6 protein-coding genes are annotated in these 17384 nt (G+C 35.4%); all 6 read left to right on the top strand.

All coding sequences use genetic code 11. From position 1 onward, the window contains the following. Positions 1-13: 13 nt before the first annotated feature. The 6 genes from HNP35_RS05570 (at position 14) to ruvA (ending at position 17373) form a co-directional block, all read left to right on the top strand. A complete protein-coding gene (locus HNP35_RS05570; RefSeq protein ID WP_184157826.1) occupies positions 14-10549 on the top strand; it encodes a gliding motility-associated C-terminal domain-containing protein in 10536 nt (3511 codons plus the stop codon). A 47-nt stretch (positions 10550-10596) separates the two neighbouring features. After that, the gene (locus HNP35_RS05575) at positions 10597-11508 is read left to right on the top strand and encodes a PorP/SprF family type IX secretion system membrane protein (RefSeq protein WP_184157825.1); all 912 of its coding nucleotides are present in this window, start codon (positions 10597-10599) and stop codon (positions 11506-11508) included. An 8-nt stretch (positions 11509-11516) separates the two neighbouring features. Then, entirely contained in the window at positions 11517-13526 is a 2010-nt protein-coding gene (locus tag HNP35_RS05580) for an OmpA family protein (protein WP_184157824.1), read from the top strand. Between the two features lie 316 nt (positions 13527-13842). Further along, positions 13843-14268: a CBS domain-containing protein gene (locus tag HNP35_RS05585; RefSeq protein ID WP_184157823.1), complete on the top strand. Its 426-nt coding sequence runs from the start codon at positions 13843-13845 to the stop codon at positions 14266-14268. A 154-nt stretch (positions 14269-14422) separates the two neighbouring features. Continuing rightward, a complete protein-coding gene (locus tag HNP35_RS05590; RefSeq protein ID WP_184157822.1) occupies positions 14423-16714 on the top strand; it encodes an NADP-dependent malic enzyme in 2292 nt (763 codons plus the stop codon). Positions 16715-16791: 77 nt separating this feature from the next. Next, a complete protein-coding gene (gene ruvA, locus HNP35_RS05595) occupies positions 16792-17373 on the top strand; it encodes a Holliday junction branch migration protein RuvA (protein WP_184157821.1) in 582 nt (193 codons plus the stop codon). Positions 17374-17384 lie beyond the last annotated feature (11 nt).

Here is a 17384-nt window from a genome sequence, read left to right on the forward strand (position 1 = left end):
ACTCAAGTTGTCTATGCGTAACTTTACTTTTAAAAGGTTTAATTTATTTAAACTGTTTTTTGTTATTTCATTATTTTTTATCACGGCTCAAACTAGGGCCCAATTTCCTTATTCACAATCATTTAAAAATTCAACGGCTCCAGGTGTTTTGTTTGGAGGTGAACCAGTTGCATTTTTAACTGGTGGAGCTGGTTTAAGAGATGGCTATAATGATGCAAATGGTTCTGGATATTTGCGATTAACCAACAGACAAGGCAGCCAGAAAGGAATTGTTTATTCGGATATGTATTCTTTTCCATCTGCGTATGGAATGACTATTACATTTGAATACTATACCCATAGTGGAAACGGTGCCGATGGTATTGCTTTTATTTTGTTTGATGCAACGGCTTCTCCCGTTGCAGTAGGTGCTTTTGGAGGATCTTTGGGTTATGCACAACGAAATTCAGAAACAGGTTTTTCTAAAGGGTATCTGGGTATCGGAATTGACGAATATGGAAATTTTTCTGCCAATAATGAAGGGAAAAGTGGTGGAGCGCCAGGAGGTGTTATGCCTAGTAATGTTACTTTAAGAGGTGCTGGAACGGGTACATCTGGGTATCCGCATTTAATTTCGGTGAAAACAACAGATTTAGCAAGTTCTTTTAATGTTGCAGGTGGGGATAGAAATGCTACGGACAATTCTAAATCCGGTTTTAGAAAAATGGAAGTTGTTTTAAAACCACGATCAGGAGGTGGTTTTTTTATTGATGTTTACTTAACACACGGCACTGTAAGAGAGCTAATAATAAATAATTACGAGTATAAAACAGAAGCACCCTCTAATCTAAAATTTGCAATTTCTTCTTCGACAGGGGGATCTAATAATTTTCATGAAATCCGAAATCTAAACATTACAGTTGATAAATCTACGCTTTTAACTCCTGTTGCTAATGCAGATACTTTTACTGGCTGTATAGGATTAGCGGCAACTTCTGGAGATATTACTGCAAATGATAATGGATCTGTAAATACTTTAGGTACAATTAATAAATCGACAGTTGATTTAGATCCTGCTGTGGCTGGAATTCAAACTTCAAAGACAGTTGCAGACAAGGGGACTTTTACTTATAATTCTTCTACTGGTGCTGTCACTTTTACTCCGCTAAACAATACTGTTGTAGGTCCAGTTCAGATAAATTATACTTTTAATGATACTTACGATAAGACATCTAATTCATCAACAATAACATATAATACTTATACGGCTATTGCTAATAATACAATTACAGCACCTTCCACAAGTTCTTTTTGTACAGCACCGAATGATCCGGGCGTTATTACAGGTTCAACTGCAACAGGCGGTTCAACTAGTAGTGGAGGAGCTTCAACGTTGACTTATCAATGGGAGGTTAGTACTAATAATATTGACTTTAGCCCTATTTCGGGAGCAACAGCTGTAAGCTACGATCCACCAAGCACAAGTACTACAGCTTATTATAGAAGAGTGGTTTCTTCTGCAACTTGTAAAGATGTGAGTAATGTCGTTTCGATTGTTTTTGGCCAGGCTAGTACACCAACTGCAACAGCAGCAACAGCGATAACATGTAACAGTTTTACAGCAAATTGGAATGCTGTAGCAAATGCAACATCTTATGGATTATCTGTTTCTAGCAGTTCAACTTTTAATACTCACGTAGGAAATTTTGATGGAAGAAATTTAGGTTCTTCTTCAACTTCAGTAGATGTTACTGGATTAACTTCAGGACAGACTTATTATTTTAAAGTTTGGTCTTACAATTCATGTGGAGTTGGACCAACTGCTTCTAATGTAATAACAGTAACTGTAGGGAATGGATCAGTGGCAGGAACGGTTTCTTCTGCACAAACTATTTGTTCTGGAACTTCTCCTCAAGATTTGACTTTAACTGGATATACAGGAACAATTCAATGGCAATCATCAACAAATAATAGTTTATTTACAGATATTAATGGTGCTACAAATGCTACTTTGACAAGTGCTCAAATGGGAGCACTTACTGCAAATACATATTATAGAGCAGTTGTAAAAAGTGGATCATGTACGGCAGCAAACTCAACGTCAGTTTTAATTACAATAAGTCCAGTTCCAAGTTTGGGAACGATTTCACAATTTGCAACAACTTGTGAGGGAGCTCCTGCAAGAATCAATTTAAAAGGATTATTACCAAACACTACGTCTACTATTGCATATTCTATCGACGGGGTTGCACAACCATCAGTTTCTGGTGTTACATCTGATGCTTCTGGAGATGGATTTTTCGAAACTGTAGTTTTAACAGCAGCGAATAACGGTAAAACATTAAGAGTAACAACTGTTACTACAACAAGCGCAACACCAAGCTGTACGAGTACAGTTAATAAAGATGTTACATTAAGTATAAATGCTGCTTCAGTTGGAGGAACAATTGCATCAGTAGCAGCAATTTGTTCTGGAACTTCTCCAGCTAATTTAGTGCTTAGCGGTAATAACGGTTCTGTTTTAAGATGGCAGAAATCGACAGATTCAGGTTTTTCAACTCGAACTGATATTAATGTTGCTTCAACAACATTAACAAGCGCGAATATAGGAAACTTAACAGCAAATACTTATTTCAGAGCAATTGTTCAGAATGGAGATTGTTCTGCGGTTTTTTCTGATGCTGTTTTGGTAACTGTAAATGCTTTGCCTGCTGTACTTACTTTAACAGGAAGTACAATTTGTGTTTCACCAGGAGGAAATGGAACGATCACTTCTTCAACATCAGCAAATGGAATAAATTATCAATTATATAATTCAAGTAATTTAGCGGTTCAATCTGCAAAATCAGGTAACGGATCTGCATTGACATGGACTAATCTTGTTGCAGGAAATGGTTATTATGTTATCGGTAGAAATGCAACAACTACATGTTCTTCTACAAGCGCTACAGTAAATGTAGCAACCAATCCAAATCCTGATGCTCTTGTTTTAACAGGAAGCACCATTTGTGTTTCGCCAGGAGGAAACGGAACGATCACTTCTTCAACATCAGCAAACGGAATAAATTATCAATTATATAATTCAAGCAATGTAGCAGTTCAATCTGCAAAATCAGGTAACGGATCAGCTTTGACATGGACTAATCTTGCTGCTGGGACTAATTATTATGTAATTGGAACAAATGCAACAACTACATGTTCTTCTACAAGTAATACAGCTAATGTTGCGACAACTTTAAATCCAACAGCACTTGCATTAACAGGAAGCGTAATTTGCGTTTCACCTGGTGGTAACGGAAGTATTTCTTCATCGACTTCAGTAAATAATGTAAATTATCAGTTGTTTGATTCGAATGATGTTGCTATTCAAAGTGCCAAATCTGGTAACGGATCTGCATTAACTTGGACAAATCTTAATGCAGGAAACGGTTATTATGTAATCGCAACCAACGCTGCAAATTGTACTGTGAAAAGTAATGTAGTTAATATTACAACTAATCCAAATCCAACAATTTCAATTGGAGGCACATTAACAGCTTGTTTAACAACTACTTTAACTACGACAACGAATGCAAGTTCACCAAGCTATGTTTGGTATAAAAATAATGTTGTAATTTCTGGTCAAACATCATCATCATTAGTGGTAAACTCTGATGGTGATTATAAAGTAAAAGTTACTAATACTTCTACAGGATGTGAAGCTACTTCAGCTGCTTCAACAGTAAAAGTGAGTGATACTGAAAAACCTGCAAAACCAGTTTTAGCAGATATTACAGCAGAATGTTCAGCAACAGTAACAGCTCCTACAACAACAGATAATTGTACAGGGACTGTAACAGGAACAACTAGCGATCCATTGACTTATTCTGCACAAGGAAATTATACTATTAATTGGAGTTTCAATGATGGAAATGGAAACATTGAAACTGCAACTCAAAAAGTAATTATTAAAGATACTCAAAAACCATCAATAACTTGTCCAGCAACAGTTGTAGTTTCTGCGGATGCAAATTCATGTACAGCGACAGGAGTAACTCTAGGAACTCCTGTGACATCTGATAATTGTAGCGGAACAGTTACGGTAACAAATAATGCGCCTTCAAGTTTCCCAATTGGAAATACAACAGTAACTTGGATAGCTACAGATGCGGCTGGAAATACTCAAACTTGTACACAGACAGTAACAGTAAATGATACTCAAAAGCCATCTATTATTTGTCCTGCGACAGTTGTAGTTTCTACTGATGCAAATTCATGTACAGCAACTGGTGTAACTTTAGGGACTCCAGTTACATCAGACAATTGCAGTGGAGTAGTTACGGTAACAAACAATGCGCCATCAAGTTTTCCAATCGGAAACACAACAGTAACTTGGACAGCTACAGATGCAGCAGGAAACACTCAAACTTGTACTCAAACAGTAAAAGTTGTAGGTCCAATTATTGCTAATAAAGATGCAGTTTCAATTAATGGGTATGAGGGAGGAACAGCTGTTTCAAATGTTTTAGCAAACGATTCGCTTAATTGTAATGCAGTAGTAAGAAATGAAGTTATTTTAAGTTTAGATTCGACTTTACCTTCAGTTTTAACTTTTGATACTGCAACAGGAGAAGTTAAAGTTAAACCAAACACACCTGTAGGAACTTATTCATTTGATTATAAAATTTGTGAAGTTGCAAATACTTCAAATTGTAATTCTGCAACGGTAGAAGTAAAAGTTACAGCACCAGTAATCCTTGCAGTGAAAGAAAATTTAGGCCCAATTAACGGAAGCATCGGCGGAACAACTTCATCGCTAATCGCATCTGACAAGCTAAACGGAGTTCAGGCGGTTATCGGAACAGCTCCTGGAGAAGTTACCCTAACAGGAACGGCTCCAGCTGGTCTAACGGTAAATTCAGATGGAACAGTAACGGTTGGAAAAGGGGTAAAAGAAGGAAGCTACGATGTTGAATATACAATCTGCGATAACGTAAATGCAGGAAACTGCTCAACAGTGACTTCAACAGTTACGGTAACAGCGGCAGTTTTAGTGGCGAACTTGGACAATGCAGGTTCTGTAGTTGGAGGAAATGCACCTCAGACGCTTATTAATGTTTTTGATAATGACACTAAAAACGCAGTAAAATTAGATCCATCAGAAGTTAAGCTGACTCCTGGCACAGATCCGAAAGGCTATGTGACAATTGATGCAAGCGGAAATGCAATATTAGCATCTAACGCACCGGCAGGAAATTATGAGGTGACTTATGAAATCTGCGAGCTGTTGAATCCAGGAAACTGCAGCACCAATAAAGTGCAGGTTACGGTTACAGCACCAGCAATCCTTGCAGTGAAAGAAAACTTAGGTCCAATCAACGGAAGCATTGGAGGAACAACTTCATCGCTAATCACATCTGACAAGCTAAACGGAGTTCAGGCAGTTATCGGAACGGCTCCTGGAGAAGTTACCCTAACGGGAACAGCTCCAGCTGGTCTAACGGTAAATTCAGACGGAACAGTAACGGTTGGCAAAGATGTAAAAGAAGGAAGCTACGATGTTGAATATACAATCTGCGATAACGTAAATGCAGGAAACTGCTCAACAGTGACTTCAACAGTTACGGTAACAGCAGCGGTTTTAGCGGCAAACTTGGACAATGCAGGTTCTGTAGTTGGAGGAAATGCACCTCAGACGCTTATCAATGTTTTTGATAATGACACTAAAAACGCAGTAAAATTAGATCCATCAGAAGTTAAGCTGACTCCTGGCACAGATCCGAAAGGCTATGTGACAATTGATGCAAGCGGAAATGCAATATTAGCATCTAACGCACCGGCAGGATATTATGAGGTGACTTATGAAATCTGCGAGCTTTTGAATCCAGGAAACTGCAGCACCAATAAAGTGCAGGTTACGGTTACAGCACCAGTAATCCTTGCAGTGAAAGAAAATTTAGGCCCAATTAACGGAAGCATCGGCGGAACAACTTCATCGCTAATCGCATCTGACAAGCTAAACGGAGTTCAGGCGGTTATCGGGACAGCTCCTGGAGAAGTTACCCTAACGGGAACGGCACCAGCTGGTCTAACGGTAAATTCAGACGGAACGGTAACGGTTGGCAAAGGCGTAAAAGAAGGAAGCTACGATGTTGAATATACAATCTGCGATAACGTAAATGCAGGAAACTGCTCAACAGTGACTTCAACAGTTACGGTAACAGCGGCAGTTTTAGCGGCGAACTTGGACAATGCAGGTTCTGTAGTTGGAGCAAATGCACCTCAGACGCTTATCAATGTTTTTGATAATGACACTAAAAACGCAGTAAAATTAGATCCGTCAGAAGTTAAGCTGACTCCTGGCACAGATCCAAAAGGCTATGTGACAATTGATGCAAGCGGAAATGCAATATTAGCACCTAACGCACCGGCAGGTAATTATGAAGTGACTTATGAAATCTGCGAGCTGCTGAATCCAGGAAACTGCAGCACCAATAAAGTGCAGGTTACAGTTACAGCACCAGTTATAGATGCTGTTGTAGATACGATAACTCCAATTAATGGAAATATAGGAGGAACAACAATTGCATTAACTGCAAACGATAAATTAAATGGAAATCCAGTAGTTGTCGGAACAGCTCCAGGAGAAGTTACGTTCAATATTGTTGGAACACTTCCAGCTGGATTGACATTAAATCCAGATAATACCATTACGGTTGCGCCAAATACACCGGCAGGTAATTATAATGTAGAATACCGCATCTGCGAAAATACAAACCCATTAAATTGCGATTCAGTTACAATAGTTGTACCTGTGACTGCGGCAAACTTAGTGGCAAATGCAGATTCTGTACCTTCAGTAGTTAGCACAAATGCACCGCAGACATTAATCAATGTTTTTGCAAATGACACTAAAAATGGAAATGCTTTGGTGCCATCAGATGTAAATCTTACAGTGACTGCAGCAGATCCAAAAGGCTATTTAACAGTTGATGCAAACGGAAATGCAATATTAGCGCCTAATGCACCGGCAGGAGATTATGAGGTTACTTATGAAATCTGCGAGAAATTGAATATAGGGAACTGTAGTTCAAACACCGTTAAAGTGACTGTTGATTTGCCAATTATCGATGCAGTTGTAGAAACGTTAACACCATCAATCAATGGTAGTATAGGAGGAACCACTGCAAATTCGGTAATAGATAACGATACCTTAAATGGAAATCCAGTTGTTATTGGTACACTAGATGGTCAAGTAAAATTAACAGCTGTAAATGTTCCAGTTGGATTAACATTAAATGCAGACGGAACAATAACTGTAGCAGCTAATACTCCATCAGGAATTTATAATATTGAGTATAGTATTTGTGAAATTACAAATCCTTCAAATTGTGATACTGCAATTTCAAAAGTTGCAGTAAACAATGGAACTCTAGTTGCAAATTCAGATGTTCTTCCTTCTGTTAAACCGTCAAATGCACCTCAGACATTAACAGGCAGTGTGTTTGATAATGACACTAAAAACGGACAGCCATTAAATTCTTCAGATGTAACACTGACAACTTCAACGCCAGATCCAAAAGGATATTTAGTCTTGAATCCAGACGGAACAGTTACTTTAGGAGCTAACGCACCTATAGGAGACTATGAATTGACATATACAATCTGTGAAAAATTAAATCCAGGAAACTGTAGCTCAAATACAGTTAGAGTAACGGTTGATGCCTTTATTATCAATGCAATAGCAGAAACTTTATCGCCATCAATCAATGGAAGCGTAGGAGGAACGACGACAAATTCGGTAATAGATAATGATACCTTAAACGGAAATCCAGTAGTTATTGGTACAGTTTCAGGTCAAGTAAAACTAACAGCTGTAAATATTCCATCAGGATTGACATTAAATGCAGACGGAACAGTAACTGTTGCAGCAAATACTCCGTCAGGAATTTACAATATTGAATATAGTATCTGTGAAATCGATAATCCTTCAAACTGTGATACTGCAATTTCAAAAGTTGCAGTAAATAATGGAACATTGGTTGCAAATACAGATTTTATTCCATCAATTATAGCATCAAATGCACCGCAGACATTAATCAATGTTTTTGCGAATGATACTAAAAACGGAAATGCTTTAGTGCCGTCAGATGTAAATCTTACAGTAACAACAGCAGATCCAAAAGGATATTTAACAGTTGATGCAAACGGAAATGCTATTCTAGCAGCTAACGCACCAGCGGGAGATTATGAATTAACATACACAATTTGTGAGAAATTAAATCCAAGCAATTGTAGTTCAAATACAGTAAGAGTAATTGTTGATATGCCAATTATTGATGCAGTTGAAGATACAATAACTCCAATTAATGGAAATATTGGAGGAACAACAATATCATTAATTACAAACGATAAACTAAATGGAAATCCAGTAGTTGTAGGAACAGCTCCGGGAGAAGTTACATTCAATATTGTTGGAACACTTCCAGCTGGATTGGTATTAAACCCAGATTATACGATTTCGGTTGCGCCAAATACGCCGGCAGGAAATTATAATGTGGAGTACAGCATCTGCGAAAATACAAATCCATCAAATTGTGATTCGGTTACTATAGTTGTGCCAGTTACAGGAGGAAATCTTGTTGCAAATCAAGATATTGTTCCATCTGCGGTTGGAGTAAATGTTTCTCAAACATTAATTAATGTATTTGCAAACGATACTAAAGATGGGAATGCATTAGTGCCGTCAGATGTAAATCTTACAGTAACAACAGCAGATCCAAAAGGATATTTAACAGTTGATGCAAACGGAAATGCAATACTTGCACCTAATGCACCTGCAGGAGATTATGAATTAACATACACAATTTGTGAAAAATTAAATCCATCAAACTGTAATTCAAATATTGTAAAAGTAACGGTAACGGAGCCAAAAATGACTGTAACTGCTAATAGCTATTGTTCAAATAATGTTCCTTATGTTAACTACACAGTTACACCAGATAATTTTACAACAAATAATAAATTAACAGTAAAATGGATTGACAGCTCAAATAATGTTGTAGCAACACAATCTAATTTAGATTTGAGCGGAAATCTAATTTGGCCTGGTGCTGTTGTAGACGGAAATGGAAATGGAGTAGATTGGCCGGGATGGGTTCTAAATAATGGACAATGGATATTGGGAACTGATGGATTTGAAGGAACTAGAAACGGAGTAAAAATGGAATTTTCATTAAATCCAACAGTAACTGTTTCTGTTGCCTACCCAGCAGCGACTTCGGGATGTAATCCGAATCCAACATTTACGATTCAGGCTAATAATGATGTTGCAGGACCAATTGACGCTAAAAAAGGTACTGATACCGGAATCAATGTTTTAGATAATGATAAATTAAATGGAGTGAAACCAACTTCTTCAAATGTTGTTTTAGCTACCATTGTTGCAAATCCAAATTTAGTTTTAAACGCAGACGGATCAGTATCAGTTGTAGCAAATACTCCAAACGGAATTTATGAATTAACTTATTCAATTTGCGAAAAAGCAAATACATCAAATTGCAGTCAGGCTGTAGTTAAAGTAACAGTGTTGAATAGTGTTGATCCTGCGCCTCCAACATCAAATGCAATTACATTAGTAGATGACAATAATGTTACAGCTGACGGAATTAACGGTGCATTAGAATTTGTTAATGTTTTAGATAATGATCTAATAAACGGACAGCCGATTAATCCAGCGGATGTAACAATCAAACCATTAGGAAACAATACTTATTTTGAATGGAATGCAGACGGAACAGTAAATGTTAAGCCAAACACGCCTGGAGGAAATTATTCAATTACTTATCAAGTTTGTGAAAAAGCAAATGCAGCAAATTGTTCAACAGCGATTCTAAATGTTTTTGTTGAAGTTCCAGCAATTGCAATTATCAAAAAGGCAGAATTTAATGATGAGAATAACAGTGGTTTTGCCAATGCAGGAGAAACAATTACGTATACGTTTACAGTAACCAATACAGGAAACGTTCCGCTTAAAAATGTAATAGTAAAAGATCCATTAACAGGAGTAGTGGTTTCTGGACAAGCAATTACTTTGGAAGTTGGAGAAGCAAACAGCTCTAATTTCTCAGCAGTTTACAAAATAACGCAAGAAGATATCAATCTTACTAAAGTAACAAATCAAGCTACTGCACAAGGAAGCAGCGATAAAGGAATTGTTGTAGAAGATTTATCAGATCATTCAAGTAATACGGCTGATAATCCAACTGTAGTAGAATTAGATGGATGTGCAATCAAAGTATTCAAAGCTTTCTCGCCAAATGGAGACGACAAGAATACGAGATTCTATATTAGAGGTATCGAATGTTATCCAAATAATACAGTAGAAATTTATAACCGTTGGGGAGTATTGGTTTTCAGTGTAGACGGATATAATAACAACGATAGAGTTTTTGTTGGATATTCTAACGGACGTTCAACAATTAAACAAACAGATGGACTGCCAGTAGGAACTTATTTCTACATCCTGAAATATGAAGACAATGCTAAAGCGCCACATCAGGAATCAGGTTACTTATACATCAACAAATAATATAGATTACGGCTTAGTAAAGCTAGGCCGTTTTTAAAGCTTTAAAAATGAAAAAATTAATCATATTTTTTATGTTTTTTTCGATTGTGTCAAATGCGCAGCAAGATGCACAGTTTACGCAATATATGTACAACACAATCGAAGTCAATCCAGCTTACGCAGGTTCAAGAGGAGTTATGAGCGTTTTCGGATTGTATCGTACTCAATGGATTGGATTAGAAGGAGCGCCTAAAACAAGTACTTTTTCTGTAAATACACCTTTAAACAATAGCGATTTAGGTCTTGGGGTATCTTTGGTAAACGACCAAATCGGACCAACGAATGAAAATACTTTGTCGGCAGATTTATCGTATACAATTCCAACTTCAGAATCATGGAATTTGTCTTTTGGTATTAAAGGAACTGCAAACCTATTCAACTTAGATGTTAATAAATTGAGTATGGAAGATCAAAATGATGAAATGTTTCAAAACCTGAAAAATAAGTTCTCGCCAAATGTAGGTGCCGGAATTTATTTTCATTCAGACCGTGCTTACGTCGGATTATCTGTTCCAAATTTTATCGAAACAAACCGTTACGATGCTGAAGATGTGGCCATTTTTAAAGAAAAAATCAATTATTATTTAATAGCTGGTTACGTATTTAATCTAGATCGTTTAGAGTATGTAAAGTTCAAACCAGCCTTAATGACTAAAATGGTTGAAGGAGCTCCATTGCAAGTTGATGTTTCAGGTAATTTCATGTTCAATGATAAATTTGTTTTAGGTCTTGCTTATCGTTGGAGTGCTTCTGTAAGTGCGATGGCAGGATTTCAAGTGACAAAAGGAATGTATTTAGGATATGGTTACGATCATGAAACAACTCAATTGAGAAAGTACAATTCTGGATCTCATGAAATCTTCTTAAGATTCGATTTCTTCAATAATTATAATAAAATGATATCTCCAAGATTCTTTTAATAAAAACTATGAAACTTAAAAAAATAATTTTAATCGTTTTGCTGTGTAGCTTCTTTCTAAATGTAAATGCTCAAAATCCATTTACAAATATGAATGTAAAATATGCAGATAAAAAATATGAGGAATACGCTTACGCGGATGCCATAAAAGCATATGAAAGTGTAATAGAAAAAGAAAGTAATAACGAAGGAGTCGTAAAGCGTCTGGCAAATTCGTATTATTTTAATGGAGAATTGACAAGTGCCTTAAAATGGTATGAACAATTATTTTTAATTAATGAAGACCAAGAAGCAGAATATTTTTACCGTTATGCACAATGTTTAAAATCTGCGGGTAATTATCGTAAATCGGATGAAGTTTTAGAAAAATTCAATAAAAAAGCTGCAACAGAAAAAAGATCGGATCTAATTAGAAATGATAAAAATTATCTGGAAATAATAAAAGAAAATTCTGGAAGATTCCAAATAGCAGATGCAGGAGTTAATTCTCGTTTTTCAGATTATGGAAGTACAGTTTATAACAACAAAATAATTTTTACTTCTGCTCGCGATACAGGAGGAGTTGTTAAAGCTAATTTTCAATGGACAAACAGATCTTTCTCGAGATTATACAGTGCAGTTTTAATGCCAGACGGAAGTATTGGAAAACCGGAACTTTTTATAAAAAGGAAAAAAGATAAATTCAATGAGTCTACTCCAATTTTTACAAAAGATGGAAGAACAATGTATTTCACAAGAAATAATTTCACGGATGGAAAAAGAGGACAAAATGATAAAAATGTTACGCTTTTAAAATTATACAAAGCAGATTTGATTGATGATGAATGGAAGAACATTAGAGAACTTCCTTTTAACAGCGATCAATATAGTACTGCACATCCTGCTTTAAGCATGGATGAAAAATTCTTGTATTTCGCTTCTGATATGCCAGGAACATTAGGTCAATCAGATATTTATAAAGTGGCAATTAATGAAGATGGTTCTTTTGGAACACCAGAAAATTTAGGACCAGAAATTAATACAGAAGGTAGAGAAACATTTCCTTTTATTTCTGGAGATAATGAACTTTATTTTGCTTCAGACGGGCGTCCTGGTTTAGGCGGTCTGGATATTTTTGCTTCAAGAATAAAAGCAAACGGAACTTATGATGAAGTTTTAAACGTTGGTGAACCTGTAAATAGTAAACAAGATGATTTTGCTTTCAGTATTGATAGCAGAACCAGAAGCGGTTATTTTTCTTCAAACAGACAAAACAGTTTAGGTTTAGATGATATTTATAGATTTACAGAAACGAGAAGATTAATTTGCGAACAGAATTTAAGCGGTACAGTAACCGATTCAGAATCAAATGCAGTCCTTGCCAATACAGCTTTAACTTTATTCAACGAAAAATTTGATCCAGTTGGTACAATCACGACAGACGAAAAAGGAAATTATGTTTTCCCAGCTGTAAAATGTGGTAAAAAATATACTATTCGAACTTCAAAAACAGATTACAATGCCAAAGAAGTTTCTGTAAATATTTTAAGAGATCAACAAACCACTTTAATGATTGCATTAAATAAAGTATTTGTTCCTTTAACAGCAAAAACGGTTGCAATTAAAAAAGTTGCTATTAGTCCAGTAAAACTTGCTTCTATGAAAGTTGGGGTTGATGTCGCAAAACTTTTAAACCTTCCGATGAACTTTTTTGATTTAGGAAAAGCGACCATAAAAAAGACTTCAGAGCCTCAATTGATGAAAGTGGTGAATCTTTTAAAAGAATATCCAGACATGAAACTTGATATTCGTTCTCATACAGACAGTCGTTCTTCTTCAGAAAGCAATCAAATTCTTTCGGACATGAGAGCGTTGTCAACAAAAAAATGGCTAGTGCAAAAAGGAATTAGTGAAGACAGATTAACTGCCAAAGGTTATGGAGAAACACAATTAGTAAATAAATGTGCAGATGGTGTGAAATGTACCGAAAAAGAACATATGCAAAATAGACGAAGTGAGTTTATCATTGTTGCCATGTAAAATGCACTTTTTATAAAATTTTAAAACCCTTTTCTTAATAATCAGAAAAGGGTTTTTATTTTTTTAATATTTATAGAAAAATATCTCTCCAATAAACAACTTCAACTAATTGGTATTGAAATATTTGTAAACGTTAAAAAATCAAATTTTCATCAAAAAACAATTCTAAAAAAAATCATTCTTTACGTTATAATTTTGAAATTTTGAATTTTGATGTATTATGTTTAAAATGAATTAGTTGTGTTTTAAAAAATCGATTTCGTTGCCGATTGTGTTTGTTTTTGTTTTAACTTTATAAATCTAAAAATTTTTCATTATGACTGTAGATCAAATACTTAAAGCAAAAGGAAGAAATGTCTATTCGATTTTCTCTAATTTAACGGTTTATGATGCCTTAAAGGTAATGGGAGAAAAGAATATTGGAGCAATTTTAATTATTGATAATGGAGTTTTAAAGGGAATATTGTCCGAAAGAGACTATGCCCGTAAAATTGTCCTAAAGGATAAATCTTCTAAAGAAACTTTGGTAAATGAGATTATGGAAAGTAATGTTTTTACAGTAAAACTTTCAGATAATCTTGAAGATTGTATGCAATTGATGAGTGAAAAAAGAATACGACACCTGCCAGTTGTAGAAGATGAAACAGTTGTTGGAATAATTTCAATCAGCGATGTAGTTAAGGCGATTATAGAAACTCAAAAAGATACTATTCAGCATTTGAATTCTTATATTTCTCAATAAAAAGGAAATAAAAACAATAAAAATTTAAAACGAGTCCAATTTCTATTGGACTTTTTTTATTTCTGAAAATGGATTTTCAGAAAAGAAAGTATTAAAAAGACTCCTTTTTCCAACAAGACTTATATCTTTGTAAGCTAGAATAAAAGCTAAAATAATGAATAAAGAGAGTAAAAAAAGAGAAGCGTTACTGTACCATTCAGAACCGACTCCAGGAAAAATTCAGGTAGTTCCAACAAAAAAATATGCAACCCAGAGAGACTTATCATTGGCTTATTCGCCAGGAGTTGCAGAACCATGTTTAGCAATTGCAGAAAACATTGAAGACGTTTATAAATATACAGCAAAAGGAAATTTAGTAGCCGTAATTTCAAACGGTACAGCAGTTTTAGGACTTGGAGATATTGGTCCAGAAGCAGGAAAACCTGTTATGGAAGGAAAAGGTTTATTGTTTAAAATTTTCTCTGATATTGATGTTTTCGACATTGAAGTAGATACTAAAAATGTTGAAGAATTTATTCAAACTGTAAAAAATATTGCTCCAACTTTTGGTGGAATCAATCTTGAGGATATCAAAGCTCCTGAATCTTTTGAAATAGAAAGAAGATTAATCGAAGAATTGGATATTCCAGTAATGCACGATGACCAGCATGGAACAGCAATTATTTCTTCTGCAGCTTTAATCAATGCATTAGAATTGGCAGGAAAAAAAGCCGAAGATGTAAAAATGGTAGTTTCAGGAGCAGGATCGGCAGCAATTGCTTGTACAGATTTATATGTTTCTTTAGGAGTAAAAGTTGAAAACATTTTAATGTTTAATAGTAAAGGACTTTTAACAAAAGATAATCCTTCGCTTTCAGATCTTCAATTGAAATATGCAATTGATGGCGCAAAAATAGATTTGGCAGAAGCTGTAAAAGGAGCAGATGTTTTCATCGGACTTTCTTCGGGAAATATTCTTTCTCCAGAAATGTTGCTTTCTATGGAAAAAAGCCCAATTGTTTTTGCAATGGCAAATCCAAATCCAGAAATCGATTATAATCTTGCTGTCGAAACTCGTAAAGATGTTATTATGGCGACAGGACGTTCAGATTTTCCTAATCAGGTAAACAACGTTTTAGGTTTTCCATATATTTTTAGAGGAGCGTTAGACGTTAGAGCAAGAAAAATTAACGAAGAAATGAAAATGGCGGCTGTAAAAGCTTTGGCCATTTTAGCAAAAGAACCAGTTCCAGAGCAGGTTAACGTTGCTTACGGAGCTACAAAATTAGGTTTCGGACAAGAATATATTATTCCAAAACCATTCGATCCTAGATTGATTACCGTTGTGGCACCTGCAGTTGCAAAAGCTGCAATGGAATCTGGAGTAGCAAAAAATCCTATTACAGACTGGGTTGCTTATGAAGATAAACTTCGTGAGCGCATGGGTAATGATAATAAAATGGTGCGTTTAATTACAAACCGTGCAAAATTAGATCCAAAGAAAATTGTTTTTGCAGAAGCAGACCAATTAAATGTATTAAAAGCAGCTCAAATTGTTTATGAAGATGGAATTGGATTCCCAATTTTATTAGGAAACAAAGAGCAGATTTTAGAACTAAAAGAAGAGTTAGGTTTTGATGCAGACCTTGAAATCATTGATCCTAAAACTGATGAAGAAGCAGAAAGACGTAACCGATTTGCAAAATCATTTTGGGAAACAAGAGGACGAAGAGGAGTTTCTAAATTAGATGCCGAAAAGTTCATGCGCGAAAGAAACTATTTTGCAGCTATGATGGTTAATGAAGGCGAAGCAGATGCTGTTGTTACTGGACATTCAAGGAGTTATCCTTCTGTTGTGAAACCGATGATGCAATTAATTCCGAAGGCACAAAATGCATCTCTTATTGCAACGGCAAACATGATGCTAACTTCACGCGGGCCAATGTTTTTATCAGACACTGCAATCAACATTAATCCATCTGCACAAGATTTGGTTAATATTGCAATTATGACTTCTAAAACGGCAAGAATGTTCGGAATTGAGCCTGTTATTGCAATGGTTTCTTTCTCAAACTTTGGTTCTTCAACTAGCGAAAGCGCTTCAAAAGTTAGAGAAGCAGTTGCTTATTTACACAAAAATCACCCAGAAATGATTGTTGATGGAGAGATTCAGGCAGATTTTGCTTTAAATCAAGAAATGCTTGAAGAGAAATTCCCATTCTCAAAACTGGCTGGTAAAAAAGTAAATACTTTGATTTTTCCTAATCTTGAATCTGCAAATATCACTTACAAATTGTTAAAAGAATTGTACAAAGTGAATTCTATTGGACCAATTATGATGGGTATGGGGAAACCAGTTCACATTTTCCAATTAGGTGCAAGCGTAGAAGAAATGGTCAATATGGCTGCCATTGCAGTAATTGATGCGCAAGAAAAAGAAAGTAAAAAGAATAAAATAGCACAATAAGCGTTCTAAAAGGATTGGGCAAATTTGTCGTAGTTTTATGGCATTTTTGTTATATTTGATACTAAGAAATTACATTTATGATAGCACATTTGCAAGGCAAATTAGTAGAAAAAAATCCTACAGAGGTTGTAATTGATTGTGGAGGTGTTGGTTATCAGGTAAATATATCCCTGCATACCTTCTCCTTAATTCCAAATTCTGAAAATATAAAACTGTATACGCATCTTCAAATTAAAGAAGATGCGCATACTTTATATGGTTTTGCCGAAAAATCAGAAAGAGAAATTTTCAGAATGCTAATTTCCGTTTCAGGAATTGGAGCAGGAATAGCTCGAACGATGCTTTCGTCGATAGAACCAAAACAAATTATTAATGCCATTGCATCTGGAGATGTTGGTTTAATACAGTCTATCAAAGGGATAGGGAACAAAACAGCACAAAGAGTTATACTTGATTTAAAGGATAAAGTTGTTAAATTATATGATTTGGACGAAGTTTTTGCTGTTCAAAACAATAGAAATCGAGATGAAGCGTTATCTGCTCTAGAAGTATTAGGTTTTGTTCGAAAAGCTTCTGAAAAAGTAGTTGAAAAGATTGTAAAAGAAGATCCAGAAGCTACTGTAGAAACAATCATCAAAAAGGCTTTAAAAAGCTTATAAATTCATTTTAT

Origin of the sequence: Flavobacterium notoginsengisoli, assembly GCF_014207905.1 — a bacterium.
GTDB classification, from domain to species: domain Bacteria; phylum Bacteroidota; class Bacteroidia; order Flavobacteriales; family Flavobacteriaceae; genus Flavobacterium; species Flavobacterium notoginsengisoli_A.

Bases quoted from the DNA above. Each gene is read 5' to 3' on its own strand.
- HNP35_RS05570 (WP_184157826.1), top strand. From the start codon at position 14: ATGCGTAACTTTACTTTTAAAAGGTTTAATTTATTTAAACTGTTTTTT.
- HNP35_RS05575 (WP_184157825.1), top strand. From the start codon at position 10,597: ATGAAAAAATTAATCATATTTTTTATGTTTTTTTCGATTGTGTCAAAT.
- HNP35_RS05580 (WP_184157824.1), top strand. From the start codon at position 11,517: ATGAAACTTAAAAAAATAATTTTAATCGTTTTGCTGTGTAGCTTCTTT.
- HNP35_RS05585 (WP_184157823.1), top strand. From the start codon at position 13,843: ATGACTGTAGATCAAATACTTAAAGCAAAAGGAAGAAATGTCTATTCG.
- HNP35_RS05590 (WP_184157822.1), top strand. From the start codon at position 14,423: ATGAATAAAGAGAGTAAAAAAAGAGAAGCGTTACTGTACCATTCAGAA.
- ruvA (WP_184157821.1), top strand. From the start codon at position 16,792: ATGATAGCACATTTGCAAGGCAAATTAGTAGAAAAAAATCCTACAGAG.